This window comes from Allobosea sp. BK604 (assembly GCF_004341515.1).
Classification (GTDB): Bacteria; Pseudomonadota; Alphaproteobacteria; order Rhizobiales; family Beijerinckiaceae; genus Allobosea.
Genome location: NZ_SLZF01000005.1, coordinates 503,755 through 521,290 on the forward strand (window position 1 = coordinate 503,755; position 17,536 = coordinate 521,290).

At 65.9% G+C, this 17,536-nt stretch carries 14 protein-coding genes; 6 read left to right on the forward strand and 8 right to left on the reverse strand.

Annotation, left to right across the window (positions count from 1 at the left end; genetic code table 11):
- Positions 1–41 precede the first annotated feature (41 nt).
- Positions 42–404, reverse strand: coding sequence for a response regulator (locus EV560_RS18270; protein ID WP_248312115.1), 363 nt, complete (start codon positions 402–404; stop codon positions 42–44).
- 502 nt (positions 405–906) lie between these two features.
- Between EV560_RS18270 and EV560_RS18275 the strand changes: the two genes are divergently transcribed.
- From EV560_RS18275 to EV560_RS18285, 3 genes are all read left to right on the forward strand, one after another.
- Positions 907–1,206, forward strand: coding sequence for a hypothetical protein (locus EV560_RS18275; RefSeq protein WP_131857194.1), 300 nt, complete (start codon positions 907–909; stop codon positions 1,204–1,206).
- Positions 1,207–1,829: 623 nt separating this feature from the next.
- The gene (locus EV560_RS18280; protein WP_131857195.1) at positions 1,830–3,926 is read left to right on the forward strand and encodes a catalase; all 2,097 of its coding nucleotides are present in this window, start codon (positions 1,830–1,832) and stop codon (positions 3,924–3,926) included.
- 162 nt (positions 3,927–4,088) lie between these two features.
- Positions 4,089–4,865 carry a transglutaminase-like domain-containing protein gene (locus EV560_RS18285; protein ID WP_131857196.1) on the forward strand — a complete coding sequence of 259 codons (777 nt, stop codon included), beginning with the start codon at positions 4,089–4,091 and terminating at the stop codon, positions 4,863–4,865.
- Between the two features lie 73 nt (positions 4,866–4,938).
- On the opposite strand, the gene EV560_RS18290 is transcribed toward EV560_RS18285, so the two are convergent.
- The 3 genes from EV560_RS18290 to EV560_RS18300 are packed head-to-tail and all read right to left on the reverse strand — an operon-like array spanning position 4,939 to position 8,146.
- The gene (locus EV560_RS18290) at positions 4,939–6,732 is read right to left on the reverse strand and encodes a thiamine pyrophosphate-requiring protein (RefSeq protein ID WP_131857197.1); all 1,794 of its coding nucleotides are present in this window, start codon (positions 6,730–6,732) and stop codon (positions 4,939–4,941) included.
- Between the two features lie 49 nt (positions 6,733–6,781).
- Entirely contained in the window at positions 6,782–7,021 is a 240-nt protein-coding gene (locus EV560_RS18295) for a DUF2171 domain-containing protein (RefSeq protein WP_131857198.1), read from the reverse strand.
- 60 nt (positions 7,022–7,081) lie between these two features.
- A complete protein-coding gene (locus tag EV560_RS18300; RefSeq protein WP_131857199.1) occupies positions 7,082–8,146 on the reverse strand; it encodes a catalase family protein in 1,065 nt (354 codons plus the stop codon).
- A 261-nt stretch (positions 8,147–8,407) separates the two neighbouring features.
- On the opposite strand from EV560_RS18300, the gene EV560_RS18305 reads away from it, so the two are divergent.
- From EV560_RS18305 to EV560_RS18315, 3 genes are read left to right on the forward strand one after another with little or no spacing between them, the layout of a single operon-like run.
- A complete protein-coding gene (locus EV560_RS18305) occupies positions 8,408–8,893 on the forward strand; it encodes a (2Fe-2S)-binding protein (RefSeq protein ID WP_131857296.1) in 486 nt (161 codons plus the stop codon).
- Complete coding sequence (locus EV560_RS18310) at positions 8,890–9,915, forward strand: FAD binding domain-containing protein (protein WP_131857200.1); 1,026 nt, start codon at positions 8,890–8,892, stop codon at positions 9,913–9,915. Before EV560_RS18305 ends, EV560_RS18310 begins: the two co-directional genes overlap by 4 nt.
- Positions 9,916–9,927: 12 nt before the next feature.
- Positions 9,928–12,168 carry a xanthine dehydrogenase family protein molybdopterin-binding subunit gene (locus tag EV560_RS18315; RefSeq protein ID WP_131857201.1) on the forward strand — a complete coding sequence of 747 codons (2,241 nt, stop codon included), beginning with the start codon at positions 9,928–9,930 and terminating at the stop codon, positions 12,166–12,168.
- Between the two features lie 33 nt (positions 12,169–12,201).
- On the opposite strand, the gene ctaD is transcribed toward EV560_RS18315, so the two are convergent.
- Genes ctaD through EV560_RS18335 form a run of 4 tightly spaced genes read right to left on the reverse strand, consistent with a single transcriptional unit; the run spans position 12,202 to position 17,471 of the window.
- Positions 12,202–14,721 (reverse strand): cytochrome c oxidase subunit I, encoded by a 2,520-nt coding sequence (ctaD, locus tag EV560_RS18320; RefSeq protein WP_131857202.1) that lies wholly within the window; start codon positions 14,719–14,721, stop codon positions 12,202–12,204.
- A complete protein-coding gene (gene coxB / locus EV560_RS18325; protein ID WP_131857203.1) occupies positions 14,718–15,704 on the reverse strand; it encodes a cytochrome c oxidase subunit II in 987 nt (328 codons plus the stop codon). The genes ctaD and coxB overlap by 4 nt, the downstream gene beginning before the upstream one ends.
- Positions 15,701–16,828, reverse strand: coding sequence for a c-type cytochrome (locus tag EV560_RS18330; protein WP_165923527.1), 1,128 nt, complete (start codon positions 16,826–16,828; stop codon positions 15,701–15,703). The genes coxB and EV560_RS18330 overlap by 4 nt, the downstream gene beginning before the upstream one ends.
- Entirely contained in the window at positions 16,815–17,471 is a 657-nt protein-coding gene (locus EV560_RS18335) for a cytochrome c oxidase assembly protein (RefSeq protein WP_165923528.1), read from the reverse strand. Before EV560_RS18335 ends, EV560_RS18330 begins: the two co-directional genes overlap by 14 nt.
- Positions 17,472–17,536: the final 65 nt, after the last annotated feature.

Below are 17,536 nucleotides of genomic sequence, written 5' to 3' on the forward strand. Positions count from 1 at the left end.
CCAGCCAATGTGAGCGATGCGGTCCGAGCAACAAGTTGAGATTAGACGTTCTCGTCGAGAGGAAATCTCGTCCCCAGGACGAGCTTCAGACTCTTGACGAGGTCGGGATAGTGAAATGGCTTGTTGAGCACCGTTCGTCCGCGATGCTCCTCCGGCAAGAAATTGCTCCCGAAACCCGAAGCAAATACGAAGGGTATTCCGCGGCTCGCGAGAACATCCGCCACGGAGAAGGACAATTTCGAACCCAAACTCATATCGAGAATGGCCAGGTCCAGGTCCGTCGTCTCGGCAAGCGCAAGCGCCTTTTCCAGGTTCTGGGCGGTGGCGGCAACTTCGCAGCCTGCATCGAGGAGGTACTCCTCGAGCATCATAGAAATCATCGGCTCATCTTCGACGATGAGCACCCTTGGCTTCACAGCTGACACGAATTCCCCCGGCTACACTTCCCGCCATCGCTCCAAACGCGCCGACTGCAAATCGGTTCCGCCAGTCCTGACTTTTCTTCGCGTCGAACAGACAAGCTCATCAACCGCGCCGCCGAGCACGGATGGACCAGCAAACGGGCAATGCGAGGCAGGTGTGTACCCAGGTATGGCACTCGTTGAAACGCTCAAGCGGGCAGCGCCCGCGGAGACGGCCGATGCAGGTCGCGTTGCAACTTGCACCGCACATACCCTCGCCCCGGCGCCGGAGTTAGCGGCGTAGCCGCCGAGATCAAGCCAGCGCCCGACCCCGAGGCGCTGCCGTTGTTCCACGGTCCCTCATCTGCTGAGTTGGACCGCAAATGGCCATGGATTTGGGCTTGAGGCGAGCGCGCCGAAGGTAGCTGGCGTTTCGCCGGAACCGCTGCGAAACCGCCGCGTTGGCCCCTCCAGCAACGCCACACATTGCGTAGGAGATTTAGCCATGCAGACGCTCGCCAACGGTACAGGTGAAGCCTCTCGCGAGGATGGTTTCAAGCAGATGTCTCGGGCAGCCGATGCGATGTCCTCAATGGACCCCAAAGAGGGTTCGGAATTGGAAGGGAGAGGAGTAGACAGCTCCGAGGCCGGCGAGATCGATACGGATCGGATCATCGAGGCTGCGGACGCAGGTATTTCGGGCTTGCAACAGCTTCTCTTCGACAAGGTACGCGAAAGTCCGATGCGGGCGTTGGGTTGGGCAGCGGCGGCAGGCCTATTCGTGGGCATAATGGCCGCGAGATGAGCCATGTTTGGCGCCGTTGCCACATACCTCTCTTTGCGGATTTCGTCGGTCGTCAAACATTATTCGGTTGTCTACGGCCTCATGGCGCTCGCCGCAGTCCTCGTCATCGCCGCGGGCGCTTGGGCGGTGCATAGCATCTACCTCCTCCTGACGTTCCGGTTTGGGACGATTGCAGCAAGCCTGATGGTGGCCGGTGGATTGCTTGCCATTTCCGGAGCGCTCGTCGTTCTAGTAACTTGGCTTCAGAAACGACGACCGACAGCTCTCGCTGATCGGCTCGGACCCGCGCCATTCGTCGCTTACCCCCGGCGTAGAGTTCGCAGCGGCACACTTGTGGCCGGCGCGGGCGTCGCACTTATCTCTGCCTTGGGAGCGCTCGTCGCCAGCGCTCTCCGAGGCAGCCCAAACAATGGCGACCCAAACCACACGCTGCGACGCCGATGATGACGTTAACTGCAGCTTCTATTCCCATAAAGCCGGGCGACCCGCAGTGCCGGCCGCGCCGCAATTTCAATTGGAATTGATCGGAACGGCAGGCGCCAAGTCGAGTTGAGAGAGCGCAGGTCAGATGAGAGTCGTCTCTCCGATCGGTGACAAGCGACACTGGGCATGAGGACACCGACATGGCGACTTCCAAACGGCGTGGCTCGAGCGCATCGACCTCTCGGCTCGGCTCCGGGGGCGAACTGCATCAATCGTCCAGCGCTCCCGAGACGCGGATCACGACCAATCATGGCGTTCCCATCAGCGACAATCAGAATTCGCTCAAAGGTGGCCAGCGCGGGCCGACCTTGCTCGAAGACTTTGTGCTGCGCGAGAAAATCCAGCACTTTGATCATGAACGTATCCCCGAGCGCATTGTCCACGCACGCGGCTCGGCAGCGCATGGTTTCTTCGAGCTGACCGACTCCCTTGCCGACGTGACCCGCGCGAAGGTGCTGACCGAGGTCGGCGCCAAGACCGAGGTGTTCGTCCGCTTTTCGACCGTCGCAGGCGGCGCGGGGTCGGTCGATACGCCGCGCGATGTGCGCGGCTTCGCCGTCAAGTTCTACACCAAGGAAGGCAACTGGGATCTCGTCGGCAACAATATCCCGGTCTTCTTCATCCAGGATGCGATCAAGTTTCCGGACCTGATCCACGCGGTGAAGATGGAGGCCGATCGCGGCTATCCGCAGGCGGCGAGCGCGCACGACACCTTCTGGGATTTCATCGGGCTGATGCCCGAGTCGACCCACATGATCATGTGGGCGATGTCGGACCGGGCGATCCCGCGCTCCCTTCGGATGATCGAGGGCTTTGGGGTCAACACCTTCCGCCTGCTGAACGAGGAGGACGAACCGACTTTCGTCAAGTTCCATTGGCGGCCGAAGCTCGGCACCCAATCGACCTGCTGGGACGAAGCCGTGAAGATCGCCGGTGCGGACCCCGACTACCATCGCCGCGATCTGCATGAAGCCATTGCCGCCGGCAATTTTCCGGAATGGGAATTCGGCGTGCAATTGCTCAGCCAGGCCGAGGCCGACGCGCTGCCGTTCGACATTCTCGACGCGACGAAGCTTATCCCGGAAGAGATGGTGCCGATCCGGATGATCGGCCGCATGGTTCTCGACCGCAATCCGGATAATTTCTTCGCCGAGACCGAGCAGGCGGCGTTCCTGCCGACGAATATGCCGCCCGGGATCGACGTCTCCGAAGATCCACTGCTTCAGGGAAGGCTCTTCTCCTACCAGGACACCCAGTTGTCGCGACTGGGGACGGTGAACTTTCATCAGATTCCGATCAACCGGGCCAAGGGCTGCCCTTTCCAGAATCTCCAGCGCGACGGCCATATGCAGACGCAGGTCTTCAAGGGACGGGCCAACTACGAACCCAACAGCCTCGCGGAGGCGGGTGAAATCGGCGGCCCGCGAGCCGATCCGGACGGCGGTTTCCGCAGCGCCGGAATACCGCTCGGAGAAAGCAAGGTCAGGCTCCGCTCGGAGAGCTTTGCCGATCATTACAGCCACGCACGCCTGTTTTACCGCTCCCAGACCGAGATCGAGCAGGCTCATCTGGCGAGCGCCATCGTGTTCGAGCTGTCGAAGGTCACGCTCGACCACGTCCGCAATCGCGTGCTCGCCAATCTCGGCAACGTGGACGCCGATTTGGCAAAGCGCGTCGCTGCGGGCCTGAACGTCGAGCTGCCGCCACCCTCAAAACCAGCGGTCGCTCCCGAAGACATGGAGTTGTCACGCGCCCTCAGGATCGTGGGGAAATATCCAGAGACGCTGAAGGGCAGAGCGGTGGGCATCCTGGTCACTGACGGCGCCGACGGCGCGATCGTCGAGGCTGTCAGGAAAGCGGTTGAGGCCGAAGGCGGCGCAGTCAAGATCGTCGCACCGAAGATTGGCGGCGTGACCCTAAAGAACGGCAAGAAGCTCAAGGCAGACGGCCAACTTGCGGGCACGCCATCTGTGATCTTCGATGCTGTCGCGCTTGTCCTTTCCAAGGAAGGATGTGCGAAGCTCCTGAAGGAAGGCGCGGCCATCGAGTTCGCGATGGATGCCTTTGGGCATCTGAAAGCCATCGGCTTCGTGGCCGACGCCAAGCCGTTGCTCGATAAGGCGGGGGTTGCGGCAGACCCAGGCGTCGTCGATCTCGCCCGCAACGCCGCTGATTTCCTGGCAGCAGCGCGAACCCGGCAATGGGATCGAGAGCCGGCGGTTCGGATGTTGGCCTGACACCAGGTCAATCGCTGGAGTAGCGAGAGCGGCCATCGGGTTGGAGGCCCTCCTATTCCGACGGCTAGCCGAGGCCGCCTCGCGAACACGGGAATTCGGGGAGACGCGGGGAAGGATGCCCGGCCCCTCCGTATGATCCGCGGCTGAATATTGGAGTTCCTCATGAAGCTGACTGCGTCGGCCGAATTGGTCTACGAGTTCACTGCGCCGACGCAGGTCATTGGGCTTCTCCAAGCCGCCCACTCCACCGATCAAACGATCTTGTCGGAAGAGCTGGTGTTAAGCCCGCATGCGCCGCTGATCGAAGATGAAAGCCCGCAAGGGGACCGCCGTTTCCGAGCCTGCTTATCGCGTCAGACTTCGATCAAATATACCGCTACGGTCGACAATGGCATGCGAAGCCTGCTCCCCACAGCCGGCCGCCAGCATCTATGGAACGAGCTACCGGCCGATGCACTTCCCTATCTCCTGCCTAGCCGGTTCTGTCCGAGCGACAGTTTTCAGCGGTTTGCCCAGCGCGAGTTCGGAGGGGCGGGCGATGGCGTAGCCCGTGTCATGGCAATTCTCGACTGGATAGCCGCCCACGTCGATTATGTCGGAGGCGTCAGTACGCCGGAATCGACCGCCGCGCACACCTTCACCGTCAGGGCCGGCGTCTGCCGCGACTTCACGCATCTCGGCATCACATTCTGCCGGGCGCTCTCGATACCGGCGCGGGCCGTCAGTGCGTACTCCCTGGATGTCCAACCGCCCGACTTCCACGCCGTAATGGAAATCTATCTCGAGAACGCCTGGTGGCTCGTCGACCCGACGCGACTTGCGCCCATCGAGGGTATCATCCGCATCGCCCACGGCCGAGATGCGGCCGATACAGCCTTCCTGACAACGGACAATACCTGCACTGTCGTATCCCAGACGGTGACGGTGTCACGAAGCTAGGCGCATTAAGCTCGGTACGCGCAGCGCTGAGGGCGAGCGAGTGCATCGCAGTGCAGATCGGCTTCTGCCAGCCTCAACTGTCTCTACGCGTCGGCAGTAGCGACCCGAGCAACGAACGGGCCGTGTTCCTGACCACACCCGCCGCCTCGGGCTCCCCGCCGGCGAGCGCACCCACCAGCCCACGCGCCTGCGCGAAGGTGATATGCGGCGGCAGCGGCGGCACGTTGGGATCGGTCACCATGTCGAGGACGAAGGGACGGTCCGCCGCCAGCGCTTCGTCCCAGGCCGGCCCGACCTGTTCGGGATCGCTGACGCGGCGGCCGCCCAGGCCCATGAGCTTCGCGAATTCGGCATAGGGCAAGTCCGGCAGATCCTGACTCGCCGGCCATTTGGGATCACCGGCCTGGATACGCTCCTCCCAGGTCACATAGGCGAGCTCCCGATTGTTGAGGACCATGATCACGAGGCGCGGATCGGTCCAGCGCTTCCAGTATTTCGCGACGGTGATCAGCTCGCTGATGCCGTTCATCTGCATCGCGCCATCGCCGACCAGCGCAATGGCCGGGCGATCGGGATGGGCGAATTTCGCCGCGATCGCGTACGGAACGGCGCAGCCCATCGTCGCCAGGGTTCCCGAGACCGAGCCCATCATGCCGCGACGGAACCGGAGATGCCGTGCGTACCAGACGGTGGTGGTGCCGCTATCGGCGGTGACGATGCAGCGTTCCGGCAAACGCTCGGATAATTCGGACGCGACGAGCTGCGGATTGATCGGTGCCGCCTCGATCTGCGCGCTGTCCTGCGTCTCCTGCCAGCCCTCGCTGACATTGGCCTCGATCGCCGCCCGCCAATCATCCGCAACCTTGGGCTTCAGGAGCGGCAGCAATGCTTCGAGGGTCGCGGCGGCATCTCCGATGAGGTTGACCTCCATCGGGTAGCGCAGGCCGAGCATGCCGGCATCGATGTCGATCTGGACCCCGCGCGCCTGTCCCGGCTTCGGCAGGAATTCCGTATAGGGAAAGCCCGACCCGACCATCAGGAGCGTGTCGCAATCCTGCATCAGCTCCCAGCTTGCCTTCGTGCCGAGCAGGCCGATCGAGCCCGTGCAGAACGAGACGTCGTCTGGAACCGCCGCCTTGCCGAGCAGCGCCTTGGCGATGCCTGCCTTCAGTTTCTCGGCGGTGGCGAGAACGGCGTCGGTCGCGTTCAACGCACCGGCGCCGACGAGAATGGCGGCCTTCTCGCCCGCGTTCAGAACGTCCGCGGCGCGTTGCAGCGCAGCGCCGGCGGGCACCACGGGCGACAGCTCGATGCCGACGCCGGAATGGGTCATGCCGTGTTCGCGGCCTGGCTCCTCCATCGCTTCGAGCTGCAGATCGTTCGGCAGGATCACGCAGGTGACGCGCCGTTCCGCCTCGGCGATGCGAAAGGCGCGGTCGATCAGATGCGGCACCTGCGCCGGGACCGACGCGGTTTCGATATAGGCGCCCGCGACGTCCTTGAAGAGCGATTGCAGGTCGAGATCCTGCTGGTAATGCGAGCCCATCGCCGAGCGGGCCTGCTGGCCGACCAGGGCGACGACGGGGCGATGATCGAGCCTGGCGTCGTAGAGCCCGTTGAGGAGATGGACGGCGCCCGGCCCGGAGGTCGCGATGCAGACACCGACCCTGCCGGTGAAGCGCGTTTCGCCGGATGCCATCAGGCTGGCCATTTCCTCATGCCTGACCTGGACGAAATCGATATCGTCCTCGCGCCGCTGCAGCGCCGCCATGAGGCCGCCGATACCATCCCCCGGATAGCCGTAGACGCGCCTGACACCCCACTCATGCAGGCGCGACCAGATGAAATCCGAGACGGTATGGGCCATGTCGATCTCCAAAAATGGGATGCGGTGAGCCTGAAATCGACAGCGCGAGCTACTCGCTCTCTTCCGACCAGCGCTCCTTGGCTTCCGCGGCCGGAACGAGCAGCGTGATGGTCTCGCCATCGATGCCGGACACGAGCGCAAGGTCGAGATAGTGATGCGTTCCGCCCGCGGCCGGGTCGCTCTTCCTAAGCTTGAGCAACTGCCCGGTGAGCGCGTCGACCGTGCCGACATGGCCGCGGTCGGAGCCGACCACCTCGAGACCCTCGCGGATCTGATCCACGAACATCATGGCTGAATCCTCCAGTTTTCATGCTTGTCGAACCGAGTGGGCAACGGCTGCCGCGGCCGGTTAGTTCCCGACCGCGCTCAGTGCGGCGATATCGTCAGCAGAGCGCGGCTCTGCGAGCGGACAGCCCAGGCGCTCCGAGCGGAAGCGGGCGGACATCCGGTAGGCGGGCTTCCGCAGACGCATGATCGAGCCGAGCGGGCGATGCGCGGCGAGCCCGTGCCATGGACTGAAGGACAGGCCCGCATCGATCCCGGTTTCGTGCTCCGCGCTCCAGCTCTGCTGCGGCGGAGCAGTCAAATGGCCAACGGTGAGATAGGGGCTCCTCTCCTCCGGCCAGGCGATGCTCGCATCCTCGACCGGCATCGACTTGAGATCGGTGCAGAGCTGGACCCGCAGCTCCCAGCGGCCGCCATGGTCGGCGAAGAAGCGGACGAGCTCCTCGCGCAGAATGTCGGGATGTCCGGATGCGTCGAGCACGGCATCCTTGAGCGCCGTCAGCTTGGCCGCCGCGGGAAAGAGCCCGACCTTGGCGATATAGTCGCCGTAGAGGATCGGCGCCTGGCTGAAATAAGCGTCGCCGAGCGGGTTGGTCAGCGGCTGACCGCCCATGCGCTTGAGCGTGCCGCTCTCGCCGCCGACCGCCTCGAGTGTCGCCTCGACGGTACGAAGCGTCGCCGAAACGGCCTTCTTGAAGACCTGCGGCCGATCCGTGGTCGCAGCCAGCAGGCGCAGGCTGGCGAGGAAGGACTTGCCGTCGGGAGCGGCAAAGGTCGGGCCGGCGGCCAGCACGAAATCCTGCGTCGTATCGCCTTCCGAGCCAGGCAGGCGTTCGCCCTCGACGCCGATCAGCTTGAGCGCGAAGCCGCGCGGCACGGTGATGCTGTCCTCGAGCATGTCGCCGGGGATCGTCGAGATCCGCATCAGCGCCGGGTGGCGCCCCGGTTTCGCGAACAGGCCCTGGGCAAGCGCCGGCGGCAGATCGGCCCGGACCTCGAATTCACCGCGCAGGACCGCATGCCCCTTGGCATGGACGCTGCGCAAGGGCTGCCCGCCATTGGCGTAGGTCGTCTCGCTGATCTCCCGCATCGTGGCGACGAGCGCGTCCGCAGTCGCGGCTTCGTCCATTTCGGGTTGTTCGCAGCTCGGATCATATTTCAGCGGGGAGGATGGAAGCCTGGTTGTCGCGCTCACTTTGCGTGCCTTTCCTCAAGGGAGTGGCAGGCAAACACATGGCTTGCTCGAACTGTTCCGGTTCGAAGGAACACTTCTTCCCCGGGCTCCGTTGTCTTGCATGACGGGCCGCGTGCCCGCTCCCGCCAGACCGCCCTCGCCTTTCAACCCAGGAGGCCGCCCGTGACGCTCCGCACGCTCGCTCCCGACGACAAGATCGGGATCACGATCAGCCTGAACGGCCGCCCGGTTCAGGTCGAGGTCGACACCGCCACCACCCTGCTCGATCTGCTGCGCAACCATCTTGCCCTCACGGGGACCAAGAAGGGCTGCGATCACGGCCAGTGCGGTGCCTGTACCGTGCTGATCGACGGCGAGCGGATGAATTCCTGCCTGAAGCTCGCGGTGATGATGGATGGTCGCGAGATCACCACCATCGAGGGGCTGGCCGAGGGCGACGAACTCCATCCAATGCAGCGCGCCTTCATCGAGCGCGACGCCTTCCAGTGCGGCTACTGCACGCCCGGCCAGATCTGCTCGGCGGTGGCGCTCGTCGAGGAAGGCCATGCCCATAGCCGCGAGCAGATCCGCGAGCTGATGAGCGGGAACATCTGTCGCTGCGGCGCCTATCCCAACATCGTCGACGCCATCGAGGACGTGATGGCCGAGCGGCGCGGCCAGTTCCGGGAGGCCGCAGAATGAACCGCTTCTCCTATTTCAGGGCCGAGAGCGTCGAGGGCGCGCTTGCAGCGCTCGCAGCCGACCCCGGAGCGAAACTGATCGCCGGCGGCACCAACCTGCTCGACCTGATGAAATACGATGTCGAGCAACCGAGCCGCCTGATCGACATCACCCAGATCGAGGGGCTCGATACGATCGGCGAGACCACCACCGGCGGCATCATGATCGGCGCGCTCGTCTCGAACACGACGATCGCCTATCACCCCTTGATCAGCGCAGGCTTTCCGTTGCTGTCGAGCGCGATCCTGGCGGGCGCGACGCCGCAATTGCGCAACGCCGCAACAGCGGGCGGCAACCTCAACCAGCGCACACGCTGCTATTATTTCTACGACGCCGCCCTGCCCTGCAACAAACGCGAGCCCGGCAGCGGCTGCCCCGCGATGGAAGGCGTCAACCGCAACCACGCCATCCTCGGCGCGAGCGAGCAGTGCATCGCCACGCATCCCTCCGACATGTGCGTCGCGCTCGCAGCACTGGGCGCGAGCGTGCACGTCGCCGGACCAGAGGGACAACGGACGATCGCGATGGCGGATTATCACCGCCTGCCGAACGGCTCGCCGGAACGCGACACGACGCTCGTCGCGGGCGAGATGGTCACAGGCATCGAACTCCCGGCGGGGGCGAAGCGCTTCGCGGAGCATCACTCCTATCTCAAGCTGCGCGACCGGCTGTCCTACGCCTTCGCGCTCGTTTCCGTCGCGGCAAGCCTGCAGATGGACGGCAGGGCGATCGGCGACGCCCGGCTCGCGCTCGGTGGCGTCGCCCACAAGCCCTGGCGCCGCACGCAGGCCGAAGAAGTGCTGATCGGCCGTCCCGCCGACGACGAGACCTTCGCGACGGCGGCCGACGTGCTGCTGGAAGGCGCACATGGCCGCGAGCACAATGCGTTCAAGATCGAGCTCGCGCACCGCGCCATCGTTCGCGCGCTGTCCCAGGCCGCAGCCGGGACGCCCCAATCGCAATCCGACAAGCGCATCGCCTGAGGGAGCCGCACCATGCTCAGCAACGATCCCCATGTCGGCTCGCCGCGCAGCCGCGTCGATGGGCCGGCGAAAGTCACGGGCCGCGCCAGCTATGCCGCGGAGTTCAAGGCCACCGGCCTCACTCATGGCTATATCCTCAGCAGCGCCATTCCCCGCGGCAGGATCCGCGCTTTCGATCTGGCGGCGGCGCTCGCGGTACCGGGCGTGCTGCAGATCTTCACCCATGAGAACCGGCCGCAGACGGCGTGGTTCGCCAGCAGCTATCGCGACCAGGTGGCGCCGCCCGGCAAGCCGCTGCGCCCGCTCTACGACGCCGAGATTCAGCACAGCGACCAGCCGATCGCGCTGGTGGTCGCCTCGACCTTCGAGGCGGCCCGCGACGCGGCTTCGCTGATCGGCGTGACCTACGAACGCGCGCCGCACGAGACCGATCTCGAACGGGCCCGCCATGACAGCTACGAGCCGCCGAAGAAGCGCTCGGGCATTGCGCCGCCGCCCGACCCGAAGGGCGATGCGACGGCCGCCTTCGGCGGGGCGCCGATCAAGGTCAGCGCCGAGTACAGCCTCGCGACCGAGCACCACAATCCGATGGAGCTGCACGGGACGACCGTGGTCTGGGAAAGCGGCGGCAAGATCACCGTGCATGACAAGACGCAAGGGACGCTCAACACGCAGGGCTACGTGACGTCGGTCTTCGGCCTGTCCAGCGACGATGTCCGGGTGGTCTCGCCCTTTGTCGGCGGCGGCTTCGGCTCAGCCCTGCGTCCGCATCACCAGCTCTTCCTGGCGGTGATGGCCTCGCTCGTTCTCGAACGTTCCGTGCGCGTCGAGATGACCCGGACCCAGATGTTCAGCCATGTCCATCGCCCGCAGACGATCAACACGGTCGCGATCAGCGCCGATCCGGACGGGCATATCCTCTCGCTGCAGCACAATGCCGTCGCCGCGACCTCGCGCTACGAGGATTACCAGGAGAATGTCGTCAACTGGTCGGGCATGCTCTACCACAGCGAGGCGACGCAGCTCGGCTACGAGCTCGCCAAGCTCGATATCCCGACGCCCGGCGACATGCGGGCGCCCGGCGCGCCGACCGGCCTTTTCGCCCTCGAAAGCGCCATGGACGAACTGGCCCATGCGACCGGCATCGACCCGATCGAGCTCAGGCTGCGGAACTATACCGAGCGGGACGAGAACGACGACAAGCCGCTGACGTCCAAGGAGCTGCGCGCCTGCTACGCCGAAGGCGCCGCCCGCTTCGGCTGGAGCAGGCGCAAGATGACGCCGCGCTCGATGCGGGCCGGCAAGGAGCTGGTCGGCTGGGGCATGGCGAGCGGCGTCTGGGAGGCGATGATGATGAAATCGTCGGCCCGCGCCACGCTCGGACGCGACGGCAGGCTGGAGATCGCCTGCGCCGCCTCGGATATCGGGACCGGCACTTACACGATCCTCAGCCAGATCGGCGCCGACGCACTGGGCCTCGAGCTCGACGCCGTCACCGTGAAGCTCGGCGATTCATCGCTGCCGATGGCGCCGATCCAGGGCGGCTCCTGGACAGCCGCCTCCTCCGGCAGCGCGGTGACGCTGACCTGCCGGAGCCTGTGCGAGACCTTGCTGAAACACGCCAAGGCCGTCGAAGGCTCGCCGCTCACCGAGGCCGCGATCGAGGACGTCGCCTTCAATGGCGGGATGATCCGTCTGCGCAGGGAGCCCGATCGCGCCGTCTCGATCACGGATGCGCTCGCGGCGGCCGGCCTCGACCAGATCGAAGCCGAGGAGACGGCGAGCCCCGGCCTGATCGCGCCGATGCGCCGCGCCTCCTATACCCATTCGGCCGTGTTCGCCGAGGTCCATGTCGACGAGCAACTCGACATCGTGCGCGTGACGCGCGTCGTCAGCGCCATCGCGGCCGGCCGCATCCTCAACCCCAAGACGGCGCGCAGCCAGATCATCGGCGGCGTGGTCTGGGGCATCGGCATGGCGTTGCACGAGGAGACCATGACCGACCATCGCTTCGGCCGGTTCATGAACAGCAATCTCGGCGAGTATCATGTGCCGGTGAATGCCGATATCGACGGTATCGAGGTGATCTTCGTCGAAGAGCATGACGACAAGGTCAATCCGATCGGCGTGAAGGGACTCGGAGAGATCGGTGTGGTCGGCACCGCGGCCGCGATCGCCAACGCGATCCACCACGCGACCGGAAAGCGCATCCGCAGCCTGCCGATCACCGTCGACAAGCTGCTCGCCGCCTGAGGCATCGCTGTCCAGCGACCCGTCGCTGGACAGCTACTCCAGCAATTGCGGGAAACCGCGGGTCAGCACCAGACCCAGGCCGGCCTGACCGAGTGCGTAGCCCCATAGCAGGCCGAGATTGTCGAAGCAGACGCGACGCGTCCGGTCGACCTTGCCGGCAACGATGCGCGCAATCAGGAATGCCGCCATGACCAGCACCGCCGCGCCGATCTGAAATTGCAGGACGGCGTTCGCATAGACCAGCGCAGCGTGCCCGTGGGCCTGCGGGCGAAGGCCGGACTGCCAATGGGACCACAAATCCAGGCCGAGCGCAGCGATCAGGAAGAGCGATCCCAACCCGGCGGCCGAAGCGACTACGGTGAGATGCGGCCCCTCGCGGCGCAGGAAGCGGTGGCCGAGAAAAAGCGACAGCGCGCTGGCCGCCAAAGCCAACACCGGTAGCGATGAAGTGTCCGCGGCTGCCGCAGCGTTCCGTGACCAGTGCTGCGGGGCGACGGTCCAGAGATAGAGATAGGAAAACACATAGGAGAGATAGAGCGCGGCCGCGACCAGCAGCAGCACGACCATCGCCCACCACGAATGCGAGAGCGAGCCACTGGCATAGGTCGGCAGCCTGATGCCGCCGCCGATATCCGCGGCAGCGGCCGGGGCCGGATCCGTCTCCCAGAGCCATATGACGATGGCCACAAGCGCGAGGACGCCGCAGCAGGCCGCCAGCTCGACCTGCTTCACCGTGAGCAACAGGAAGAACGCGGCCGTGAACAGCGCCGCGAGCAGATGCGCCCAGCCGGGGCCGGTCAGCCGCATCACATATTGCGGCTCCGCCTCGACGGCGGAGGTGACGATCGTTTCGCGCCGGCCCGTCGCCGAGCCGGGCAGATAATGGCGTCCCGCCTCGACCTCACGGGCGAGATCGGGCTGGTCCCAGAGCGGCTCCCGGCTGTTGACGCGAGGGATGCTCCGGGTGGCGTAGGTGTGGTTGGGCAGCCATTCGAGCGTGCCGGCTCGCCAGACGTCGCCGGCCGCCTGGCCAAAAGGCCGTAGATTGCGGGCGAGATCGACGAGGAAGAGCAGGACGCCGGCCGCGACCAGGAAGGCCCCGGCCGTGGAGACGAGATTGAGGCCGTCCCAGCCCATGCCCGCCGGGTAGGTATAGACGCGTCGCGGCATGCCGATGAGGCCGGTGACGTGCATCGGCAGGAAGGCGACGTTGAAGCCGAGGACGAAAAACCCGCAGACCCATTTTCCGAGGCGTTCCGAAAGCGGGCGTCGGCTGAAGGCCGGAGCCCAGTAGTAGAAGGCGGCAAAGAGCGGAAAGACCATGCCGCCGAACAGCACGTAGTGCAGATGCGCGACGACGAAATAGGTATCGTGGGCCTGCCGGTCGAACGGCACGAGCGCGACCATGACGCCGGTCAGACCGCCGATCGTGAAGATCACCAGGAAGCCGAGCACGAAGAACGAGGCGGCGGTGAATCGCAGTCGCCCTGCGGCCATGGTGGCGATCCAGGCGAAGATCTGGATGCCGCTGGGTACGGCGACCGCCATGCTCGCAGCCGAGAAGAAGGCGAGCGAAAGCGGCGGGATGCCGGTCGTGAACATGTGGTGGACCCACAGCCCGAAGCTGAAAAAGCCGATTGCGATCAGCGCGACGACGATGAGCCGGTAGCTCACGAGCGGAACGCCGGTCATCGCGGGCACGATCATCGACACCACTCCGGCCGCCGGCAGGAAGATGATGTAGACCTCCGGATGACCGAAGAACCAGAACAGGTGCTGCCAGAGCAGCGGGTCGCCGCCGCGCTCGCCAATGAAGAACGGCCAGTCGAAGGCGCGTTCGAGCTCCAGCAGGATCGTCGCCAGGATTACAGCCGGGAAGGCGAAGACGATCATCCAGGCGAAGACCAGCATGGTCCAGGCGAAGACCGGCATGCGCGAGAGCGTCATGCCCGGCGCGCGGGTCCGGAGCACGCCGACGATGATCTCGATCGCGCCCGCGATCGCCGAGATCTCGATGAAGCCGATACCGAGCAGCCACCAGTCGGCGCCGATATCCGGCGAGTAACGCATCCCGGTCAAAGGCGGATACATGAACCAGCCGCCTGACGGGGCGGTGCCGAAGAAGAGCGTGCAGAAGAAGACGAGGCCGCCGACGAAATAGGCCCAGAAGGCAAAAGCTCCCAGCCGTGGAAATGGCAGGTCGCGGGCGCCGAGCATCTGCGGCAGCAGCATCACGCCGAGCGCTTCGACGGCCGGCACCGCGAACAGGAACATCATCACCGTGCCGTGCATGGTGAAGATCTGGTTGTAGGTCTCCTGGCTCAGGAAATCATTGCCGGGCACGGCGAGCTGCAGCCGCATCAGCAGCGCGAGAATGCCCGCCAGCACGAAGAACAGGAACGCCGTCGCGATGTAGAAATAGCCGACGACCGTGTTGTTGACGGCCGTGACGATGCGCCAGCCCTGCGCCAGCCGCCACGCCGCCTCGAGCCGCTCCAGCTCGCCGGCCGGGCGCGGCAGATCGTTCGGCAATGGCGCGTCCGGCCGGCTCATTTGAGGCTCGCGAGATAGGCGGAGAGCATGCGAAGCTCAGTTGCGGAGAAGATGCGGAACTCCGGCATCTGGTTGCCGGGCTTCAGCGACTGCCCGTCGTGTATGAAGCGGCCGATACTGTCCTCGTCGAGGCGCAGGCTCGCGGCGGCGAGAAAGCGGCGCCCGCCCAGCCGCGAGAGGTCCGGGCCAACAGCGCCGCGCGCCTCGGTTCCCCGGATCGCGTGGCAGGCGCCGCAGCCGGAGCGGTGGAACAGGTCGCGGCCGGCCCTCGCCGCCTCTGTCACCGGCTCCGGCGGCGAGGCCGCGGCAGCGAGCCAGCGTTCGAACGCCTCGGCGGGCATGGCGACGATCTCAAGCGCCATCAGCGCATGGGGGCCGCCGCAATATTCGGCGCATTGGCCGCGATAGATGCCCTCCCGCTGCGCCGTGAGCCGCAGCCGGTTGGTGCGACCTGGCACCATGTCGAGCTTGCCGCCCAGGCTTGGCACCCAGAAGCTGTGAATGACATCGGCGGCATTGAGGGCAAACTCGACCTCCTGGCCGACCGGAATGCGGATTTCATTGGCCTCGGCGATGCGGCTGCCATCCGGCTGGAGATAGGCCAGCCGCCACCACCATTGCTCGCCGGTGACCTCGATCCGGAGGGCTGGCGGCCTCACGGCCGCTGCGAGTTCCTCGCGCATCAGCCAGATGCCGTAACCGAGCAGGATCGTCAGCGTCACGATCGGAAACGCGAGGCCGCCGAGCTTGACGGCATTGGCGCTCGCCAGCCGGCGCCGCCAGCGGTCGCTGCCGTACAGCGCGAGCACGAGCGCGACCAGCACGATGAGCAGGATCGCGATCGCGCCGACCAGCAGGACCAGGCCCAGCGTGAGGATGCGTTCGGCGTCCGGTCCGCGCGGCGCGAGCGCAGACTGGATCTCGCTGCAGCCGGCCAGCGCCGGCAGTGATGCGACCAGCAAGGTCAGGCGCGCAACGCTCATCGCCGCGCCTCGTCGGCTGCCGGCTGGCTCGCCAGGAACGCAGCGACATCCGCGATCTGATCGGCGGAGAGGCGCCGTGCGATCGGCGCCATGATCGCGCCCAAAGCCGTGCGGTCGTTGAGGCCGGATTTCCAGACGTGGAGCTGGCCGGCGAGATAGCGCGCCGATTGTCCGGCGAGACGCGGGTAGAGTGGCGAGCGCCCCGGAGCATGGCAGCTCAAGCAGGCGGGAATTTCGCCGGAGACCTCACCCTCCTCGGCCAGTTTGCGGCCGCGCTCCATCCTGGCGGCATCGGGTTCGGTCGCGAGGGGCCGCTGCGCGACGGGGGGCAGGCCGGCATAATAACCGGCTAGCCGGTTGATGCTCTGCTCGGTCAGGCCGGCAGCCATGGTCTGCATGACCCCGCTCTGCCGCTCTCGCGAGGCGTAGGACTTCAGCGCCTCGGCCAGCATCTCGCGGGGCTGGCCGTGCAGGTTCGGCACGAGACGGCTCTTCGGTCCGGTCTGCGCGCCATGGCAGCGGGCGCAGGCGCCGATCGCGCCTTCCTCGCTCGCTTCGCCGGTGGCGATCTCCTGCCCGCTCTGCGGTTCCTCCTCGACTTCGCCGGCGGCCAGAGCGCGATAGCCGGCCTCGTCGAGAACCGGCAGGCGGCGCAGGAAGGCGACCACCGCCCAAACCTCGTCATCGCGCCCCAGAACCGGGAAGGCCGGCATGCCTGCGTATTTGATGCCGTGCTTGACGATCCGGAACAGGTCCTGATCGCGCCAATGGCCGACGCGTTGCTTGAGGTCCGGCGGCGATGGCATCATGCCGGCCGCGACCGGGCTGATCGGCGTTCCCGGCGCGCCATGGCAGAAGGCGCAGCCGGCATGGAAATGCCCGGCGCCAAGGCGGATCAGGTCGTCGTCGTCGAGAGACGGCGCCGGTTCGCCGGAGGCGCGAGCCTTGACGGAATTCTCCATGCCGAAGCGCAGGAAACGCTCGACGATCGGCCAATGGCCGGAGCTGGCAGCGACGTTATAGAGACCGAGCCAGGCCACCAGGAGCGCGCCGGCACCGGCCAGAACGACCAGACCGAGTAGCGCGGCGACGACCGTCTTTGTGCGCTCGCTAGCGCGTGACAACGGACCGCCCTTTGCGCAAGCCGACGGTCTCATCGGGATCCAGCATCCCGGCCGCCAGCACGACACCGGCCACGAGGTAGCTCAGCGGACAGGCCGTGATCATCAGCAGGCCCGCGAGATGCTGATCCGCCAGGGTCGAAGGGCCGGCGCTGCAAATCGCCAGGAAAAGCCCGTCGAGCCGGTAGAGGTCGCGCGGGGCAAAGACGAGCAGCGCCCCCAGCAGGCATGCGAGCTTCCCGGTCAGCAGCAAGGCGGCCAGGGCGGGCCAACGCGCCCTCGCGGCCTGGCACAGCACCAGCCGCCAGAACCAGAACGAGCAGACGGCCAGCACGACGAGCCCGATGGCGTGAAGTTGCCAGGAGGGAGCGGCTGCGCGCTGAACCGAGGGCTCATGCCAGACATAGAGAACGGCCAGTTGCAAGAAGGCGGCGAGCCACAGCGAACCACGCTCGGGCAAGGTCTTCCGGCTGGCCAGCGCGGCCAGCGGAGCAAGGACGTTCATCACGAAGAGATGCTGCGCCATCAGCAGCGAGAGCGGTCCGAGCTCGACCAGGCCGATGACGAGAGCGCCCGTGGCTGCGACGGCTGCAGCGCTCGCGAGCGCCGCGGAGGCGGCAAGGTCTCGCCGTGCGGCCGCAGGCAATGCAAATCCTCCCTCGCCCGGGCTGCATAGGGTGCCCGATCCGCAACGGCCGGAATGGCTGAAAG